Origin of the sequence: Cryobacterium sp. CG_9.6 (assembly GCF_029893365.1) — a bacterium.
In the GTDB taxonomy this organism is placed as follows: Bacteria; Actinomycetota; Actinomycetes; order Actinomycetales; family Microbacteriaceae; genus Cryobacterium.
In genome coordinates, this window is sequence record NZ_JARXUZ010000001.1 from 1,285,626 (window position 1) to 1,303,143 (window position 17,518).

The following is a 17,518-nucleotide window of genomic DNA, read 5'->3' on the forward strand; positions in this document are numbered from 1 at the left end:
TCGGGTGCAGAGGAGGGCTGACGCTTAGCTTGTCGTATAAAGGGTCTCGTTACAAGACCATTTATCTGGTTTAATATGGACGAAACATCCCGACTCACCTCATGGCCCGAAAATCCGACCAGAGAGCACGTTGATGACCGCACCGACTCCGGCACAGCCGCCACCCGAACTGACGTTCCCGCCATCGCGAACCGACCTCACGGGCACGCTTGCGACACCCCTGAGTCCCACATTGCGAGCGGATGAGATCACGGACCGTCTCATCACAGCGATCGCTATCGGTGAGTATCTGCCCGGATCAAAACTGCCCACCGAACGAGAATTGGCAGCATCCCTACGAGTGGGCCGGATGACGGTGCGGTCGGCAATTGCGCGCCTCGTGGAGGAGGGGTTGCTCGAAACTCAGCGCGGCCGTGGCGGCGGTTCCTTTGTGCGAGAGCAGTGGGCGTCTTCGTCCAACGCTTCCGTGCACCGAACCCTGTCCGCGCGGTGGGACGTGATCCGGGACACCTATGAGGCGGTAGGTCGACTTCAGGGAACGATTGCGAGAGCAGCCGCCGAGAAGCGAACCGACGAGGATGTGACGCAACTGCGCCGGCACCTGGAACTCTTTCGGGAGGCAGAGTCAGGTCCCCAGTCGCAGCGCGCCGACGAGCTGCTGCACATTGCCATCTGTGCGGCTGCCCACAATGAGATCCTCACATCCGTTCTCCTCGACCTGGAATCCCGGGTGAGCATTGCAGCCCCGGCACACCTCTGGGGCGCAACGGACGGAATGCGCACCATGGAAGAGCGTGCTCTCGTCGATCATGAAAACCTCGTCGACGCCATCTGTGATCAGCGGGCTGCCGATGCCGGTTCCATTGCGTTCGAGCACGCACGCATAGACATCGAGTTGATGGAGGACGTACTGCTCCGAGCCGGTGCCGCGAACACGTAGGTCACGACGCCGGTGTCACATCACGTTCCGGCGCTGCGGCGCCGGAGCGATGAAAAACTCAGTGCTGGCCGCCGGCCTCGGGGCGAAGGCGAATCAAGCGCTGGGGGCCATCCTCTTGAAGTTCGGCGAGATCGCTGCGCGAGGCGAGGAAATCGGTGAAGGAACGGTAGCCCAGCGGCTTCTCGTTGAACGCGGGGTCCATGCGACGCATCTGGTTTTTGACCGTGCCCGTGTTGAGCCACTCGTCAGCATCACCCTTGGCGTGACCGATCTGTAGCGCACGCACCAGGAGCTCCGTGGCAACCGTTTGGGGGTCGGTGTCCTCGGCCGGGTCGAGATCGTCGAACGGGAGGTCATCGGTGTGCGAAAACATCGGAATTGTGGTGAGCGTGCGGGTCTTTGCGGGGGCGGGTTCCGGCTGCTTTTCCACAGGCTCCGACGCCTTCTTGCTCGACCGGCGCCGATCGCTTCCGGAGGAAGCGGGGAGGGACGACGGAGTGACCTTCTCGATCCCCGGAAGAGAATCGTAATCCTCGAACTCGTCGCAGGCTGCCGCCAGTGACGTGCTCGTCGAACCCGCTACGCCGATACCCACCACAAAGCGACCCAGCCGCTTCGACTTCTGGGCCAGAGCGATGTAATCGGAGTCACCGGCAACGATGATGACGTGGGTCAGGTCGGGCAGGCGAAAAAGGTCCTCGACCACATCAACGGCGAGGCGGATGTCTGCACCGTTCTTCGTTCCCCGTGTTGTCGCGGTGAACAGCTGGGTGAGGTCCACCGCTCGCGACATCAGCTGACGCTGGTAATTCGCGTTGACTGGAACAGACCAGTCCGCGTATGCGCGGTTGACCACAAGTGCGCCAAACGACGCTGCGAAATCGATGATGGCATTGAAGTCGACCGTGGCGGCAGCGAGTCGCGCTGCGATCTCGGGGTCGGCATCCGCTCGCAATTTGTCAAAATCACGAATCCCGTCGCGCTGGAACGCATTACGTCCGTGCAGCTGCTGATAGCGGGAGATGACGATGTTGTCGAAGTCGATATAGAGGCCAACGCGTGCATCGTTTGGTTCGGTCATAGTGAGCTCCTTAGCCGCCTGCGGAAGACTCAGTTGCGATCCGGTACCTCCAGTCTGAGGGGAGTGAGGTCGCAACAGCAACTCGGATACTGACCCCGCGCGCGGGGGGCCACGTTGAGGGGTGAGTTTGGCGCTCGGAGTGGGCCGTTGAAAGCCACTCCACAGGCGTGCTACCTTGCAGCGTGACTCATGACTTTGCTCTCAACGCCCTTGGAGACGAGCGCTTCGTCTCGCTCACAACCTTTCGGAAGACCGGCGAAGAGGTGTCGACTCCGGTGTGGATAGCAAGGGACGGTGATGCCCTCGTGGCTACCACCCCGCAGGGCAGCGGAAAGGTGAAGCGGCTGCGCAACAGTGGGCGGGTTGTGCTGCGCCCCTGCGACCGAATGGGCAAGGTGGCGCCGGGAGCAGTCTCCGTCTCGGCACAGGCAGAGATTGTGGCCGGCAGCGACGTGGAAGACCAACTAACCGTCATCTTTCTCGCAAAGTACAAGCTCGAATACAGAATTTTCATGTTTATTGAGCGCCTCGGCAAGAAGGGCCGCCAGGATCGCGTCATGCTGAGAATCACGACCGCCTGAGACCGGCATCCGCTCGGATGCTCAGTGTGTCAGCGTCATGCCGGAGGAATCAGCACGAGGTTTCCCACGTGGCGCTTCTCCAGGAAGTCGCGCTGGGCGGTGGCAATCTCGCGCAGGGGATAGGTGCGAGCGAGCAGCGGACGAATCTCGCCGCGCTCGACGTAGCCAACCACATCGGCAAACACATGCTCGTCCCACGCCGTGCAGCCGATGATGCGCAGGTCGCTGAGGTACAAGGTGCGTAAGTCAAGGTCGACGAGGGGGCCAGCGATTGCCCCAGAGGTGACGTAGCAACCACCGCGACGCAGTACGGCGAGCATGCTGCTAAACCCCGGGCCGGCTACGTTGTCGATCACGACGTCCACGCTTCGGGCACCCAACTGAGAGAGCGGGTCCTGGCCTCTCTCCAGAACTCGATCCGCCCCAATCTCGAGCACACGATCGCGTTTACTGGCACTGGCAATACCGATGACGTAGGCGCCACGTCGTTTTGCCAGTTGAACGATGGCCGATCCCACCCCGCCGGAGGCGCCGGGTACGAGCACTCGCGTGCCCACCGTGATTCCTGCCCGGCTCACCATGTTCTCCGCGGTGCCGTACGCGCAGGGAATTGTGGCCAGCTCGGCGTCACTCCAGGCGCTCTCAACCGGGAACACGTCCCGGGCTCGCACCACCGTGAACTGGGCAAAGGCGCCATCCAGATCGGAACCGAGCCACTCCGTGCTGTGCGAATCTGAACCGTCTCCGAGAGGCATACACGAGCGGATGAGGACACGAGCGCCCACGAGACCCTCATCGACCCCCGGGCCAACGGCAACAACACGACCACAACAATCGCTGCCCTGAATCAGCGGAAACGGTGTGGCTCCCTTCCAGCCGCTCTCGCGGTCATCTGCTGAGTCGTCTGTGGCGGTTGAGGCAGACGACGAATACCAGCCGAGCCTTGTATTGATGTCAGTGTTGTTCACGCCTGCCGCGAGGACACGAACCAGCACCTCACCCGGCCCGGCCGCTGGTTGGGCAACCTCGCTCAGCACAAGTTGGTCAAAGTCCCCAACGCCCTGAGTGACAACAGCGGTCATGGTCGCCGTCTTGGGCAGGGGGACCGAACTGCCATGCCGCTGGATCATGCTTCAAGTGTCTCAGGAAGTAGCAGATCTCCGCTTGGGTAGACGCACCGTGATCTGGACATGTGCTGAGATTAGCAATATCCTTTATCACTTTCGCTCCTGACAGCGCGTGCTCTAAAGTTAGATATATGGCTGAAAGTGATGACGCAGGGATCCGTGACTCTCTCATGCAGCTCCTTGATCGGCAGCTGAGGTTCCGTCGACACGTTCAGGAAGAGTTGGGAGTCGATTCTGCCGGGCTGACCGCCATGATTCACCTGGCCGGTGCCGGGTCGGACACTCCCACAGCAATCGCGGCCAATCTGGAAAGATCGACTGCGGCGACATCGCTGGTGCTGAATCGGCTTGAGAACGCTGGACACATCTCCCGGCAACCGCACCCGAGCGACCGGCGCAAGGTGGTTGTTGTGCCAGCGCCGGCATCTCTCGTGACGGCGTATAAGACCGCCAATCCGGTAATGGTGGGTATCGACCAGCGCGCGGCAGCGCTGACCCCCGCCGAGCAATCGACGGTTGCAGGATTTCTGCACAGTCTTGTTGGCCTGTATGAGGATGCGCTGCGCGAAGCGAAGCTGTAGTCCGAACAGACTCCGTGAGGGAACTCGGCTGCGCGTCTTCGCGTTTCGTCGTGTGGGGATTTCAGGAAGAAACTTACTCAATTGCTAATAATATTTACAATCTCCTGTTATTCTTTTGATCACGGCCGCTCACGCTGAATCAGTTTCGTCTGGGAATGATGTGGTGGCCGTTCGTTGAACCACCGACCACTGCCACGACTCTGCTGAGGGACACCATGACTGAAAATTTGACCATGCCTGCCACTGCGGTGGGGGTGACCCCTCAGCGGCTGAAGAACCTTCGTCGCTGGAACGGTGGCCTTGCTGCTCTGCACCTGGGCCAGGCCGTAGCGATACTCGTGCTGACGACCGACTTCGCGATTCCGGTGTTGACCTCGTACATCGACGGCCCTCCAGGATCTGGTGAAGGAGCCGGGCTTGTCACCGCGACCCTCTTCAACCTGACCATCGGGTATGTCGTTGCTGCCTTCCTTGCTCTTGCCGGCTTAGATCACCTCCTGACGGCCACGATCGGGCGCGGAATCTACGAACGTGACCTCAAGCGCGGAATCAACCGCTTCCGATGGGCCGAATACTCCGTCAGCGCCACTCTCATGGTCATTGTCATTGCGGTGTACTGGGGTGTCGTCTCGATTAACGCCCTCATTGTCGTTGCCGGTGCCAACATCGCCATGATCTGTTTCGGCTACCTGCAGGAACGAATGAACCCTCCAGGCCGTACGTCAACCAGCATGATCCCCTTCTGGTTCGGCGCGCTCGTGGGTATTACACCGTGGATCGCGATGTTCATCAACATTCCCCTGTACAGCGATGCGCCGAGATACATCTTCGTCATCCTGATTGTTCAGGGAATCTTCTTCTTCTGCTTCGGTCTCAACCAGTGGCTTCAGTACCGGGGAATTGGCCGGTGGGCGGATTATGCCTTCGGTGAGAAGACCTACCTGGTGCTCAGCTTGGCCGCAAAGTCTCTGCTGGCCTGGAACATCTTCGCGGTGTCGCTCGTCTCATAAACGCTGTGGTCGCAGACCGGAATCACCGCTTCTGGCAGGTATAGCCACGAACAGGTTCCGGTCTGCAGTACCGTCAGAACAGAACGCCTGCGCTCGAACCTGAGTGCAGTGCATTGCTGTTCGGCGCAACGGGGGATCACATCGGTACGACACGTCGGGCGAGAATGGTGTGGTTCAGGCCCACTCGCAGCACCTGGGTCATCGGAGCCATCGTCGCTGTCATCGCCCTTGTGTTCGCAGTTGCCGGAGGGTTTTCACCTGCAGCTCCGGAGGCTCCGGCAGCGGCCACGGCAACGCCAGAACCAGGATTTTCCGAAGGGTCACCGGGTGGCCCCGCAACATCCACCGCGACCGACACCACAGCCCTGGCGCTCCTGTCCACCATTCCGGTGAAGGGCAAGGCTGCACGCACGGGTTACGACCGCACCGGCATGTTCGGCTCTGCCTGGCTGGACGTTGATCGAAACGGATGCGACACCCGTAACGACATCCTCGCCCGGGACCTCACTTCAACCACTCGTTCGGGAACCTGTCGAGTGATGACCGGCACCCTTGTCTCGCCCTTCACGGCTGCCTCCATCGACTTCGTTCGAGGTGAGGAGACATCTGCTCACGTGCAGATCGACCACGTAGTGGCGCTCTCGAACGCGTGGCAAACGGGTGCTCAACAGCTCACACAGGCGCAGCGGATGTCTCTGGCCAACGATCCCATTAATCTCCTGGCCGTGGATGGTCGCTCGAATGCGCAGAAAGGCGATGGCGATACCGCAACCTGGTTGCCGTCGAACAAGGCATTCCGCTGCGGCTATGTCGCGCGTCAGGTATCCGTGAAGGCCACCTATGGTCTGTGGGTTACCCGGGCTGAGCACACTGCGATGACCGGTATCCTCAGTGGTTGTCCGGGAGAGCCGGCCGTAACCTCCTCGTTCGCACCCGATCCGGTGGCTGTATCAGTTGAGGTGTCGTATGCGAATTGCGACGCGGTGCGAGCTGCGGGAGCTGCTCCGCTCTACGCGGGGGATCCCGGCTACAGCAGCGCACTTGATCGCGACAACGATGGAATCGGCTGCGATACCTAAAACGTGCCGCTGCGACTTAAGCTCTTCTGACGGCCATCAGACACTGGCTTGTGCGGGCGGCGAGATCGGCCTGGCTCATGCCGCGGCGCTGGCACTCGTGGTGGGCCGCGTTTTAGGAAATGGCGTATTCCGGAGGCGTTTGCCGCCGGTGCCGGTAGTCGGACCTTGATCAGAGATTCCACCCAATGCTGCGTCATGACGGACCCACGGAGTCTTAAGCCTCTCGACTTCCGAATGCATTCCGAATACGATGATCACATGACTTTGATCAGCAATGCTCGCACCACGACTCGGCGCTCATCAGACCTGAGCAAGCACTCGGCCGACGTGTTCGCGGAGGCCGAAGATCACGCTGTGCAGATTACTCGGCGGGATGGGGAACCCCTGGTGCTGATGTCGCAGCGCGAAGCCGATGCTCGAGCGGTGCTTCTGCAATTCGCAGCAGACCTCATCACAGTCACACTCGATGACGAGGGTGCTCTCGCATCGAGAATGGCTGAGAGGTTCCAGTGGATGCTGGCGTTGTCGCCGGGGGATCAGGCGCAGTGCGCGCAAGATCTCGTCAATTCTGCACGAGCGTCGTTCGCCACCGGCGAGGCGCACCTCGCGATCGCCGAACTCACCTCGTGGCGCGAGACGGCAACCGCGATCGCTGCTGGACTGGCCAGCCACCCAGTCGAGGGTCTCCAGTGGCTCGATACCCCTGAACTGGTTGAGCGTCCCTAGCGGTGGGTAAAGACGACTTCGTTGCCAGGCCCACGAAGAAGACTGAGTACACCATTCGGTTCGCGTCGGTCGGTGCGCGAAAAGGATGGCGCGACTTGGCTGCGACGATCCGAAACCCGATGGCAGACTCATGGGACTTCCTCACGAAGACGCCCACCGAGCGCACCGCAACCAACTACCCGCTCCGCGGAGAATTGGGATTCGTCCAGCGAGACGGCAAGAACCTTGAGCGCTGGCAGCACAAACCCACGGCCCACGGCGACGCCCGAATATGGTTCTACGTGGACGGGCAGGATGTATTCCTAGAACAGGTCCATACCCATCATCCGAACGCGACGAAGACGTGATGTAGCAACGAACCCTGCCCTTGGCTGCCCCCGTGATGAGTGACAAGTTCAAGTTTCCCCGAATACTCCACAACTGTCACTTGACGGCTCCAGGGGCTCAAGTTCGCGCCCCAGGTTGAGTATCCGGCCCGCGCCGACTCCTGGTGCCACGCGTTGAACCCGTCATCATCAACGGCCCCGGGCCCCGCCCCGCCGGTGTTACTTGCACGACGGTGGGAGTGTGAGAGTGCTAGCGAACGATGAAACGCGCGTCCGCGGAGAGGGCGGATACTTTACCGATCGCGATGGCGGTCCTATAGGGGTCGAATGATAGGCACCTTCGATGTCCTCGTGATCGACTGCCCCGAGCCTGGTCGGCTTGCAGACTTCTACGCCGAGTTGCTCGGTTGGCGCAAAGTAGCGGATGATCCGAGTTGGGCGGAGATCATGTCTGGACCGGACGACCGCCCCATCATCGCGTTTCAGCAGGTCGAGAACTATTCTGCGCCTGAGTGTCCAGGGCAGGAGCATCCGCAGCAGTCGCACATCGACGTGAGGGTCGATGATCTCGACGAAGGCGAGCGGGCGGCGATCGCGATCGGAGCACGGTCCACAGGGTCGACAACTGATGCGTTCCGAGTATTTCTCGATCCCGCGGGACATCCGTTCTGCCTGATTCGGCCGAACGACTGATCCGCACTTTCTTGCTGGCCCTGTCGAGGATCCTCGAGTGAAATCGACGTCTGCCGCGCCCACGACTGGGCAAGCCACAAACTGTGCAGGTCGACTGTCGCGGGCGCATCAACGCAAGACGAGACTCCGCTGCCTATCGACTCGTCGGCGGCCTGCTTGGTCAACCCGTGATTGGAGCGGCGCCAGCCGTGGCTGAGCTTAGCGTCTCGACCGTCAACGCTCAGATCGCTATGGACATGACCCACGGTTCCTGCGACCACGACAGAGCGCCACGACTGGACCCGCAGCAAACCATTAGTCCCACCGTGTCCGGCCGCGGGCTCGCGGCGATCCGGGCGCCGCTTAAGACCGCGGATTTGGTCTGTCCCTGATCTTGAAATAGAGCCCCGGTGGGGCATACAGCACGATAAGGACCGCCATTGTGTTGCCCAGCCGCTGGCCTTGCCCCCGGTAAGCATGACGGCGGCACCGGCCAACAGGGGTATAACCAACGAACCACCCCAAACCGTCATCACGAACGCTGTCCGATTCCACTGCCGAGCGTAAATCCGCCCACGTCCTGTGCCTGCCATGCGGTTCACTCCACCGATCGTGGTACTGCACGAGTCCCTGCGTACACCGATGGCACAGCGGCATGGTGACGTACGCGAAGAGGAACCGAGGTCGGACACACGCTCTTCTCAACGCACATCACGATCTCCATATGGAGATGGAAGGCATATTGGTGTTGGTCAGTCATCGAGGCCGCAGAAGCCCTAGCCATGCCGTTGGCTACCCACTTACGTGCGGGCCCCGGCGTGCAGGGCGATCGAGTCGCCGGCGCCCACGGTAGCGGTGAAGGTTCCGTCGGCGGCGACGAAGTAGCTTGGGCCCGAGCAGGAGCCGCCCGCACCCGGGTCGCCGTGCTGAACGTCACAGTAGCTTCCTGACGGTAAGGAGGTTTTGAACGTCTGGCTGATCGCGCCACCCTCGTGGTTGATCACGACGAAGCCCCCACTCCCTCGACCGAAGGCGATTGCGTTGTTGCCGTTAGACCACCAGTTCGTCACCGGTGTGCCCGCCACGGTATTGCGGAAGGCGACCATATTCGCGATCTGGCGCCAGGCGTGCTGGCACTTCCAGCCGTCGGTGTAGCAGGCGTTGACCGTGCCGCCAGTCGGCGGTCCGGCATCCGTGTTGCTGAATTCATAGCCCGAGTACACGTTAGGCGAGCCGTAGGGCCAGGCGAGCATGAAGATGTTCGCGAGCGTGTAAGTGTTACCGTCCTTGTAGCTGAGAGTTGAGCCGTTGCGCTCGGTGTCCCAGTTGTCCACGAAGACCCGCGCCTTGTTGCTCGCGAGGTAGCCCCAGGACTCGCCCCATGTGTTCAGGTAGGCAATTCTGTCGCTGGTGAACATACGCTTGAGGTCGAACGCCCCACGAAATTCGTCGACATCGCCGGTCAAGGTGTATTCGCCCGGCTGGACTGCTTCGTTACCGCCAGCGATGACCTCCTGCGCCCAGTAGACGTTCGGGTTGGTCAGTTTTGCCTTGATGGCGGAGAGGTCGGCCGCGGCCATGTGCTTTGCGCCGTCGATCCGGAAACCGTCGACGCCGAGGGCGCTGAGGTGATTGAGGTACGCCGCGATGGTGGACTGCACGTAGGTGCTCGCCGTGTTGAGATCGGCGAGGCCGACGAGCTCGCAGTTCTGCACGTTGTAGCGGTCGCTGTAGTTCGTGATCGGGGTCCGGCAGGAGTGGAAGTCCTGGCTCTGGTAGTAGCCCGGGTAGTCGTACTTGCTGTAGACGGTGCCCCCCGTGCCCGTGCCAGAACCCGCACTCATATGGTTAATCACCGCGTCGGCGACGACCTTGACACCGGCGGTGTGGCAGGTGCTGACCATGCTCGAAAAGGCGGCCTCATTGCCGAGTCGCCCGGCGATCTTGTAGCTGACCGGCTGGTAGGAGGTCCACCACTGCGAGCCTTGGATATGCTCCTGAGCAGGCGAGACCTCGACGAATCCATACCCTTTGGGACCGAGGGTATTCGTGCAGGCACGGCCGACCGAGGCGAAGGACCACTCGAAGAGCGTCGCCGTGACGTCCTTGGCACCCGGCGGACTCGCATCCGCTTGGGGCGTTGACACTCCGACATCGAGGCTCAGGGTCAGGACGAGGGCCAGGCCGGCCACAGCTGCAAACAACTGGCGGGTTGATCTGCGCACGATGAAACTCCTTGTTGGGCGCGCCAGCAGACCACGCCGACGCGCTTCATTGGTAACGGACGAGTACGAGCGGGCCGCGGAAGCGGAACCCGGTAAACGAGGTACTAAACCCTCGGATGACGCTACTGCAAGCGTTTGCAATAGTGCAAGCGAATGCCGAGGAATTGTGCGCCAGCCCCCTAATGCTCGCCCGAAAGACGAGTCCGAAGGCGATGAAGCCGAAAGGTCGACCAGACAAGGACGGGTTCCAGCGCTTCATCGATTCCGCACAGGCACCCACCTAGCCACTGACCGCGCCAACGGGGAGCGGCTTGAACTCCAGACCCCAGCAGCATCACCATTCAGCAGGATGCTGGTGCACCCGCGCTGCGGAATCAGGGCCCGCGATTGGCGCTGAAGCACCTCCAGAAATTCGCGTTCAAGTCTTCTGAACACGGGAGATGCTTTGGCATGCGCAGCCTCTTCGGGTCCGCGAACAAGACACTGAAATCGAAGGGTCACGTCCCCTTGACGAATGAAAATATGGCAGATCTCATCTTGACGAGGCGGGCTGTAGGGATAGACGATGTTCCCGATTCCCAGGTTCCCGAGCCTGCTCGGTGGTGGACCTATACGGCCAAGTACAAGCGCGACTTTCTCACCGTGTACGACAGCCTCGATCGGCACGGCCGCGGCGCGCTGCCGCCGAGAAAAGCTGTATTCTTCCTTCGTTGACACGTGGCGTGACCTGTGTGGCGAGCACCGAGAAATGATCGACGCCACCATCAGCACCCCCGCTCTCCGCGGCCCCGGCCGGAGCCGGTGAAGCAACCGCGCTCGCTGACTGAGCCTGAGCGTGTCGCTCTTGTGGAGGTGCTGCGGTCGGACCGGTTCGTGGACAAGGCTCCGGCAGAGATCCAGGCGATTCTCCTCGACGAGGGCACCTACCTGTGCTCGGTAGCGACGATGCATCGACTGTTGGGGACCCAAGCGAGACCGGGGAGCGGCGTGCTCAGGCCGAGCCCCCGGCACGCGTCAAGCCCGAAACCTGGCAACGGAGACTAACATCGGCATAATCACAATGTCGGCATAACACGACCAGACTTGCGAGGGCACGGTGGCCAATATTTCGGCCTTGACCTTCGCCGGATGCGTTGCCAGACGTCTGCGTTCGCGGGTCTGCCCGGCAGCCCACGCAATCCGAGACATGGTCGATATTGACGCGTGATCCCGGTCCGCGTCGGGCTCACGAGCCCAGATCTGGCAGATCGACAAATCCGCATACTGCGCCGAATTGGTCACCGCCAACACGCCTGCCCGTTCGTCCTCAAACAGCGTCGACGGCGGTTTGGCCCGCTCGGCCTGGGTCACCGGGTTCGTCTTTGGTGCCGGCGGATCCGCCGACCGGTATTGGGAGGCCGGGGACCAGCCGGACAACGCGCACGTCATCACCGCGGTGACTGACAGGGCGATCAACGCGGTGAACGCCCCATCGAGAATAGTCGCGCCTCTCACCGCCGGCCGCCGCCGCATGCAGGGCACTGGCTCACTCGGCAACCCGGGTCTGATGGATCCCCTTACGCCGCAGCACTGCGGACTTCTCCCTACGAGGAGCCACCTCAATGTAGACCAAAATACCTTCCCGGTACTCCGGTGTGAAGGACCGCCTGGTCGACTTCGTTGCCGGATCAACACCATCGACTAGCGATGGTTCTGGGGTTTGTGGATTCAACATGATTATGTTGAATCCCCAGCCTCTCAAGGGGTCACCCCTCAACAAACGGGGTATCTCATCTCAGCCTGACAGAGAGTGAACAGGCGATTGGGGTCCAATCACTTGACGTGGTCGCTGGGTCGGAGTCCCAGCCAGAGGTGACATTGTCGCCGACTTTCAACGTGAACGGGTTTCTGGAGCGCGGCGTCGTGATCTTTCGGTGAGTCTTTGAGACGGCGTTCGGCAACGAGAAGCGGGTGTGGTCCGGGCTCTCGCCCCGACCACACCCGCTGACCGTCTTTCAGGTCAGAAGCCGCTGACGTTGAGCCGTCCGCCGGTGACCGTCTTGCCGCTGAGGGAGGCCGTCGGGACAACCGAGCTCAGGATCGCGCTCTTGATCTGCGCCGCTGTCGCACCGGGGTGCGTGGAAGCGTACAGGGCGGCCGCGCCCGTGACGTGTGGCGTGGCCATTGAGGTGCCGTTGTAGGACGAGTAGGTGTTGAAGGCGGTCGTCGACCACACACCGACTCCGGGGGCGCCGAGGTCGACGGTCGTTGCGCCGTACTGGCTGAAGGATGCCAGCGCCCCAGTGCGGTCGATGGCGGCGACTGCGATGACGTTGGCGACGTTGTAGTTGGACGGGTAGGACGCCGTCGTGTCGTTGTTCGTGCCGCTGTTACCGGCGGCCGCGACGAACAGGATGTTCGCGGCGTTGGCGCGCGTGATGGCGTCGAGCAGGGTCTGGGAGAAGCCGCCGCCGCCCCAGCTATTGTTGGTCGCCACGATGTTCAGGCCGTGGCGGGTCTTGAGGTCGGTGAAATAGTCGACCGACTTGACCGCATCGGCCAGGGATCCGCCCCGGCTGCCGAGGAACTTGCCGCTGATCATGGTCACGTCCCAGTTCATGCCGGCCACGCCTTGCCCGTTGTTGGCCTTGGCGCCGATGGTCCCGGACACGTGCGTGCCGTGGTCGTCGGCCGAGCCTCTGGAGCCACCGTCATAGATGGAGTTGTCGCTATTGGCGAAGTCCCAGCCGTTGACGTCGTCGACGTAGCCGTTGCCGTCGTTGTCCACGCCGTCCCCCGCGATGTCGTAGGGATTGGTCCAGACCTGCCCGGAGAGCTCGGGGTGGGTGTACTGGATGCCCTCGTCGATGATCCCGACGTAGACGCTCTTCGACCCCGTGTGGCCAGCGGTCCAGGCCTCGGCGGCCTGGCTGCCGAAGGAGTTGGCGGGGGTCGAGGCGTCGCCGTACATGCCCCAGAGGTCCTGGGAGGTATTGGTGCTGGTGAAGATGGGGTCGGTGGCGGTGGCCTGGTGGGTCAGAACGTAGTTCGGCTCGGCGTAGGCGACGGCGGGGTCACTCTTCAGCTGCGCGATCGCCTCGTCCAGGTTCTTGCCCTGCGGCAGACGGACGAGCTCGACCTCGGTGCGTTCGGCGGCGGCGACGACGATGCGCTCGGCGAACCGTGCCGAGGCGGAGCCGCGAGCACGCTCGCGCTGATCGGCGGAGGCGCCGGCCACGTAGCCGACGACGAGCTCGTCGGGGACTGCGGCAGCAGCAGTGCTGTTGGCTTGTGGGGCGGGAGCGGCCGAAGCGGGCGCGCTCAGGGCCAGTCCGGTCATGCCGATCACGATCGCCGACGAGGCAGCCGCTGCGGTGAAGACCTTGAGACGCTTTTGTTCCGAAAATCTTTTAAGCATGAAAAATCCTTTTCCTTGTGGGTAGTGGATTGCCAAGTAGTCACCAGTGACTTTGCCCATATTGAGCGTTCAAGACAGGCCCAATTGAAAGCTATGACGTGCCGCAGATGGTCACAAGTCGGCTCATGAGGGGACTGCGCTTCGCGGGCTGTTGTGATACAGCCCAATGTTTAGCCTTTGGGGGGTGGGGCGGTCGTAGGGAAGCGCGCGGCAGACAGTGGTCTGCCGGAGGTGGTGCAACTTGCTCCTGGGGCAGCTGCTTACAGCACCATTCGATTCGGCAATGCCGGAGCGTACGACTGTGACGAGGCCCACGCTGATGAGGCCAAGGTCAGCTTCTGAACGTACCTATGAACAGTATTTATATTCTGTGCCCCCAGGCAGATTCGAACTGCCGCCCCTGCCTCCGGAGGGCAGTGCTCTATCCCCTGAGCTATGGGGGCCAAGGTGCTTATAACGTTAGCACCCTGTGGAGCTCGGCTAGCCCAGGTTGCTCAGCACTGTTGCCACGAGCGACTGGGCATCGCCAGGCTCGAAGAAGGCGGGGGAGCTGAGCGTGATCCAGTAAGTGCTGGTAAAGACCTGCACCTGACCGGAACCGTCGACGACGGTGAAGAACCCCTCGATGTCGGCGGACGTGCTGTAGGTCGGAACAACCTGGCTGTCCGCAATGGCTGCATCCTTCAGCGAGGTGCTGAGGCGCTCTTCCGGCTGGGCAACCGAGACGGCAATGACCTCGCCGCTCGTTTGGTTCGACCAGCCGCACGCCACACCGCTGTACTTCACGGCTGTGGCAGCAAGGCTGCCGTCAGCAGGCTCGTAGGCGGGAGCGGTGCCGTAGTTCGGATTGAAGTCGTACGCGTCCTGCGCCGTGAGAATCTGGTCGCAGACGAAAGCAACCGGGGTGCCGGTGGGCTCTGGCGTGGGAGTCGGTGTGGGCGTTGCGCTCGGCTCAGCCGATGCGCTCGCCGAAGCGGTGGCAGATGCGGTGGGCGGCGTCGATGCGGCGGGCGAGCATCCGGTAAGAACGAGGAGCGCAAAAACGCTCCCGGCCACAGTAACGCCGACGTGACGTCGACGCGCACGAACAGAAACGGGGGTAGCACGAGAGTCAGTCACGCGTTGACCTTACCAAGAGGAGGGGCCGGTAAGATTGAAAGTGTGACTCCTGCCGAACTTTCCCAGACCCTTTTCGACCTCATTAGCGAAGCGAGTGAACGTCGACGAGACGGTGAGAACGCAGCCATAGACCTTGGCCTCGTCGTGTCTGACGTCACTCTGGACCGCCCGCGCAACCGCGACCACGGCGACTGGGCCTCGAGCATCGCCCTGAAAATTGCCAAGCCCCTCGGGACCTCGCCGCGTGAAATCGCCGCAGAACTGGCCGCCGGACTCGAAAAGCTTGACGACATCGCATCCGTTGAGGTGGCCGGACCCGGCTTCATCAACATTCGCCTCGAAGCCGCCGCCGCCGGCGCGCTCGCGAAGAAAATTGTCGCGGCTGGCCCCGACTACGGCACCGGCCACATCTACGACGGCATCAAGATCAACCTCGAATTCGTTTCGGCGAACCCCACCGGCCCCATCCACATGGGCGGAGTGCGCTGGGCCGCCGTGGGGGACAGCCTCGCCCGTGTGCTCACGGCGCAGGGAGCAGATGTCACGCGTGAGTACTACTTCAACGATCACGGCTCGCAGATCGACCGCTTCGCTCGCAGTGTGCTGGCCAGCTACCTTGGCGAGCCAACGCCCGAAGACGGGTACGGCGGAGCGTACATCGGTGACATCGCTAACACCGTGGTGGGACTCTACGACGGCGACGTGGCGACACTGGCCCGCGACGACCAGCAGGAGCTCTTCCGCTCGGTCGGCGTCGACCTCATGTTCACCGAGATCAAAGACAAGCTGCACGGCTTCGGCGTGGACTTCGATGTGTTCTTCCACGAAGATTCCCTGCACGAGTCCGGCGCCGTGGATCGCGCGATTGCCCGCCTGCGCGAACAGGGCCACATCTTCGAAGCGGATGGCGCCATTTGGTTGCGCACCACCACGTTCGGCGATGACCGCGACCGCGTCATCATCCGCTCCAACGGCGAACCTGCCTATATTTCGGGCGACCTCGGCTACTACCTGGACAAGCGCGAACGTGGGTTCGACCAGAACCTCATCATGCTCGGGGCGGACCACCACGGCTATGTGGGACGCATGATGGCGATGGTCTCCGCATTCGGCGATGAGCCGGGCGTCAACCTGCAGATTCTGATCGGTCAGATGGTCAACCTGCTCAAGGGCGGCGAACCGGTGCGCATGAGCAAGCGGAATGGAACCATCGTGACCCTCGACGACCTCGTTGATGCCGTGGGCGTGGACGCCGGCCGGTACTCCCTCGTGCGCTCCTCGAGCGATTCGCAGCTCGACATTGACCTTGACCTGCTCGGCAAGCGCACCAACGAGAACCCCGTGTTTTACGTGCAGTACGCTCACGCCCGCACGTGCTCGGTCGCCCGCAACGCGGCCGCGTCCGGCGTGGACCGCAGCATCTTTGCCCCGGAACTGCTCACCCACGACAGCGAATCAGCCCTGCTCGGTGTGCTGCAGGAGTTCCCGCGCGTTGTGGCCCAAGCCGCAGAACTTCGCGAACCGCATCGCGTGGCCCGATACATCGAAGAGGTCGCCGGTTATTACCACCGCTGGTACGACAACTGTCGCGTGATTCCGCTCGGTGAGGAACCCGTCACCGACGTGCACCGCACCCGCCTCTGGCTGAACGACGCCACAGGCCAGGTCATTCGCAACGGTCTTGGCCTCCTCGGCGTGACTGCTCCGGAAAAGATGTAACCATGGCCGAAAGACGCCGTCGTCCCGGCTGCCTCATCATGCTCGGCGTGCTGGTGGCGCTTCTGGTCGGGGCGTTTTTTCTGCTCGATTCCGGGCTGCGTGCGTTTGCCCAGAGTCAGGCTGAGAACCAGATTCGAGCGGCCCTCCCCGCGTCGGTCACAGGTGAGGTGACCGTATCGATCGGGGGCGCCTCGGTGATTGCCCAGTACCTGACCGGCAGTTTTGATGAGGTTCAGCTCAAGGCGCCGCAGCTCACCGTGGACGGCGTGCCGGCATCCGCTCATATCGTTGCTACCGATGTGCAGCCCAAACTGGGCGGCACCATTGGTGAGGTGCAGGCGACCCTCGACCTCACGTCCGAGTCGCTCAACACCCTCGCCCACGCGGCAGGAACGCCGGCGGAAACTCAACTGGAGCTCGGCACCGACGAGGTCACCTACACGGGTGACATTGCCGTGGCCGGATTCACCATCGGCTATCTGGCTACCGCGACGCCATCCACGACTCCCGATTCGCTGGTGTTCACACCGACCGACGCGCAGATCACCAGCGACCTCGGCACACTTAATCTGGGGGCAATTCTCCCCACAGTTCTCGCCCAAAACCCGATCAGCGTATGCGTTGCCAAGTACCTTCCCGCAAAAGTCGCCGTGAGTAGCGTGAGCGTCACGCCCGACCGGGCACGCATTACGCTTGACTCAAGCACAATGGTGCTCACCACGCAGTCGCTCGCCACCCTGGGCAGCTGCCCCAGCTGATTTCGGCACCCACATCCCGGTTCGCTAGAATTCATACCAGCTCGCCCGCACCCCGCGGTTGCGAGCTCGGCTTCAGGGACCAATCCGGGTTCGCTCGCTCGGAGCGTCATCAATCCCGCGCAGTCCCGTCCGTGCATCAGCGCTCGTGCACCACCGCTCGCGCACCCGATCCTTCTG

Annotated in this window: 17 protein-coding genes and 1 tRNA gene; 11 read left to right on the forward strand and 7 right to left on the reverse strand. The window is 62.2% G+C overall.

What is annotated here, in order from left to right; all coding sequences use genetic code 11:
* The first annotated feature begins 133 nt into the window (after positions 1–133).
* A complete protein-coding gene (locus H4V99_RS05845; protein WP_280676342.1) occupies positions 134–940 on the forward strand; it encodes a GntR family transcriptional regulator in 807 nt (268 codons plus the stop codon).
* Between the two features lie 58 nt (positions 941–998).
* Here H4V99_RS05845 and H4V99_RS05850 read toward each other — a convergent pair whose 3' ends face one another.
* On the reverse strand, positions 999–2,021 hold the full coding sequence (locus H4V99_RS05850; protein WP_280676344.1) for an NYN domain-containing protein: 1,023 nt from the start codon (positions 2,019–2,021) through the stop codon (positions 999–1,001).
* A gap of 182 nt (positions 2,022–2,203) precedes the next feature.
* Between H4V99_RS05850 and H4V99_RS05855 the strand changes: the two genes are divergently transcribed.
* Positions 2,204–2,602, forward strand: a complete 399-nt coding sequence (locus H4V99_RS05855; RefSeq protein ID WP_280676346.1) for a PPOX class F420-dependent oxidoreductase — start codon at positions 2,204–2,206, stop codon at positions 2,600–2,602.
* Positions 2,603–2,637: 35 nt separating this feature from the next.
* Here the strand turns inward: H4V99_RS05855 and H4V99_RS05860 are convergent, their stop codons facing one another.
* A complete protein-coding gene (locus H4V99_RS05860; protein ID WP_280676347.1) occupies positions 2,638–3,732 on the reverse strand; it encodes an alcohol dehydrogenase family protein in 1,095 nt (364 codons plus the stop codon).
* 128 nt (positions 3,733–3,860) lie between these two features.
* Here H4V99_RS05860 and H4V99_RS05865 point away from each other — a divergent pair, with 128 nt between their 5' ends.
* The 6 genes from H4V99_RS05865 to H4V99_RS05890 all read left to right on the forward strand — a co-directional run bounded on the left by H4V99_RS05865 (position 3,861) and on the right by H4V99_RS05890 (position 8,144).
* The gene (locus H4V99_RS05865; RefSeq protein ID WP_280676349.1) at positions 3,861–4,310 is read left to right on the forward strand and encodes a MarR family winged helix-turn-helix transcriptional regulator; all 450 of its coding nucleotides are present in this window, start codon (positions 3,861–3,863) and stop codon (positions 4,308–4,310) included.
* 233 nt (positions 4,311–4,543) lie between these two features.
* A complete protein-coding gene (gene heR / locus H4V99_RS05870; protein WP_280676351.1) occupies positions 4,544–5,320 on the forward strand; it encodes a heliorhodopsin HeR in 777 nt (258 codons plus the stop codon).
* A gap of 164 nt (positions 5,321–5,484) precedes the next feature.
* Positions 5,485–6,399 (forward strand): DUF1524 domain-containing protein, encoded by a 915-nt coding sequence (locus H4V99_RS05875; protein WP_280676353.1) that lies wholly within the window; start codon positions 5,485–5,487, stop codon positions 6,397–6,399.
* Between the two features lie 258 nt (positions 6,400–6,657).
* Positions 6,658–7,125 (forward strand): prevent-host-death protein, encoded by a 468-nt coding sequence (locus H4V99_RS05880; protein ID WP_280676355.1) that lies wholly within the window; start codon positions 6,658–6,660, stop codon positions 7,123–7,125.
* A gap of 119 nt (positions 7,126–7,244) precedes the next feature.
* Entirely contained in the window at positions 7,245–7,472 is a 228-nt protein-coding gene (locus H4V99_RS05885) for a hypothetical protein (RefSeq protein WP_280676357.1), read from the forward strand.
* Between the two features lie 306 nt (positions 7,473–7,778).
* Positions 7,779–8,144 (forward strand): VOC family protein, encoded by a 366-nt coding sequence (locus tag H4V99_RS05890; RefSeq protein WP_280676359.1) that lies wholly within the window; start codon positions 7,779–7,781, stop codon positions 8,142–8,144.
* A 779-nt stretch (positions 8,145–8,923) separates the two neighbouring features.
* Here the strand turns inward: H4V99_RS05890 and H4V99_RS05895 are convergent.
* Positions 8,924–10,348 (reverse strand): alpha-amylase family protein, encoded by a 1,425-nt coding sequence (locus tag H4V99_RS05895; protein WP_280676361.1) that lies wholly within the window; start codon positions 10,346–10,348, stop codon positions 8,924–8,926.
* Positions 10,349–10,870: 522 nt separating this feature from the next.
* On the opposite strand from H4V99_RS05895, the gene H4V99_RS05900 reads away from it, so the two are divergent.
* On the forward strand, positions 10,871–11,062 hold the full coding sequence (locus tag H4V99_RS05900) for a hypothetical protein (RefSeq protein ID WP_280676363.1): 192 nt from the start codon (positions 10,871–10,873) through the stop codon (positions 11,060–11,062).
* A 300-nt stretch (positions 11,063–11,362) separates the two neighbouring features.
* Here the strand turns inward: H4V99_RS05900 and H4V99_RS05905 are convergent, their stop codons facing one another.
* The 4 genes from H4V99_RS05905 to H4V99_RS05920 form a co-directional block, all read right to left on the reverse strand.
* Positions 11,363–11,869: a hypothetical protein gene (locus H4V99_RS05905; RefSeq protein ID WP_280676365.1), complete on the reverse strand. Its 507-nt coding sequence runs from the start codon at positions 11,867–11,869 to the stop codon at positions 11,363–11,365.
* A gap of 478 nt (positions 11,870–12,347) precedes the next feature.
* Complete coding sequence (locus H4V99_RS05910) at positions 12,348–13,745, reverse strand: S8 family peptidase (RefSeq protein WP_280676367.1); 1,398 nt, start codon at positions 13,743–13,745, stop codon at positions 12,348–12,350.
* Between the two features lie 371 nt (positions 13,746–14,116).
* A tRNA-Arg gene (locus H4V99_RS05915) sits at positions 14,117–14,188 on the reverse strand.
* Between the two features lie 37 nt (positions 14,189–14,225).
* Entirely contained in the window at positions 14,226–14,864 is a 639-nt protein-coding gene (locus H4V99_RS05920) for an iron ABC transporter ATP-binding protein (RefSeq protein WP_280676369.1), read from the reverse strand.
* Positions 14,865–14,906: 42 nt separating this feature from the next.
* Here H4V99_RS05920 and argS point away from each other — a divergent pair, with 42 nt between their 5' ends.
* Together argS and H4V99_RS05930 are read left to right on the forward strand one after the other, a co-directional pair.
* A complete protein-coding gene (gene argS, locus H4V99_RS05925; protein ID WP_280676371.1) occupies positions 14,907–16,583 on the forward strand; it encodes an arginine--tRNA ligase in 1,677 nt (558 codons plus the stop codon).
* 2 nt (positions 16,584–16,585) lie between these two features.
* Positions 16,586–17,341 (forward strand): DUF2993 domain-containing protein, encoded by a 756-nt coding sequence (locus H4V99_RS05930; RefSeq protein ID WP_280676373.1) that lies wholly within the window; start codon positions 16,586–16,588, stop codon positions 17,339–17,341.
* The last annotated feature ends 177 nt before the right edge of the window (positions 17,342–17,518 follow it).

Coding starts and splice junctions, on each gene's coding strand:
- H4V99_RS05845 (WP_280676342.1), top strand. CDS start 134: ATGACCGCACCGACTCCGGCACAGCCGCCACCCGAACTGACGTTCCCG.
- H4V99_RS05850 (WP_280676344.1), bottom strand. CDS start 2,021: ATGACCGAACCAAACGATGCACGCGTTGGCCTCTATATCGACTTCGAC.
- H4V99_RS05860 (WP_280676347.1), bottom strand. CDS start 3,732: ATGATCCAGCGGCATGGCAGTTCGGTCCCCCTGCCCAAGACGGCGACC.
- H4V99_RS05865 (WP_280676349.1), top strand. CDS start 3,861: ATGGCTGAAAGTGATGACGCAGGGATCCGTGACTCTCTCATGCAGCTC.
- heR (WP_280676351.1), top strand. CDS start 4,544: ATGCCTGCCACTGCGGTGGGGGTGACCCCTCAGCGGCTGAAGAACCTT.
- H4V99_RS05875 (WP_280676353.1), top strand. CDS start 5,485: ATGGTGTGGTTCAGGCCCACTCGCAGCACCTGGGTCATCGGAGCCATC.
- H4V99_RS05880 (WP_280676355.1), top strand. CDS start 6,658: ATGACTTTGATCAGCAATGCTCGCACCACGACTCGGCGCTCATCAGAC.
- H4V99_RS05885 (WP_280676357.1), top strand. CDS start 7,245: ATGGCAGACTCATGGGACTTCCTCACGAAGACGCCCACCGAGCGCACC.
- H4V99_RS05890 (WP_280676359.1), top strand. CDS start 7,779: ATGATAGGCACCTTCGATGTCCTCGTGATCGACTGCCCCGAGCCTGGT.
- H4V99_RS05900 (WP_280676363.1), top strand. CDS start 10,871: ATGGCAGATCTCATCTTGACGAGGCGGGCTGTAGGGATAGACGATGTT.
- H4V99_RS05910 (WP_280676367.1), bottom strand. CDS start 13,745: ATGCTTAAAAGATTTTCGGAACAAAAGCGTCTCAAGGTCTTCACCGCA.
- H4V99_RS05930 (WP_280676373.1), top strand. CDS start 16,586: ATGGCCGAAAGACGCCGTCGTCCCGGCTGCCTCATCATGCTCGGCGTG.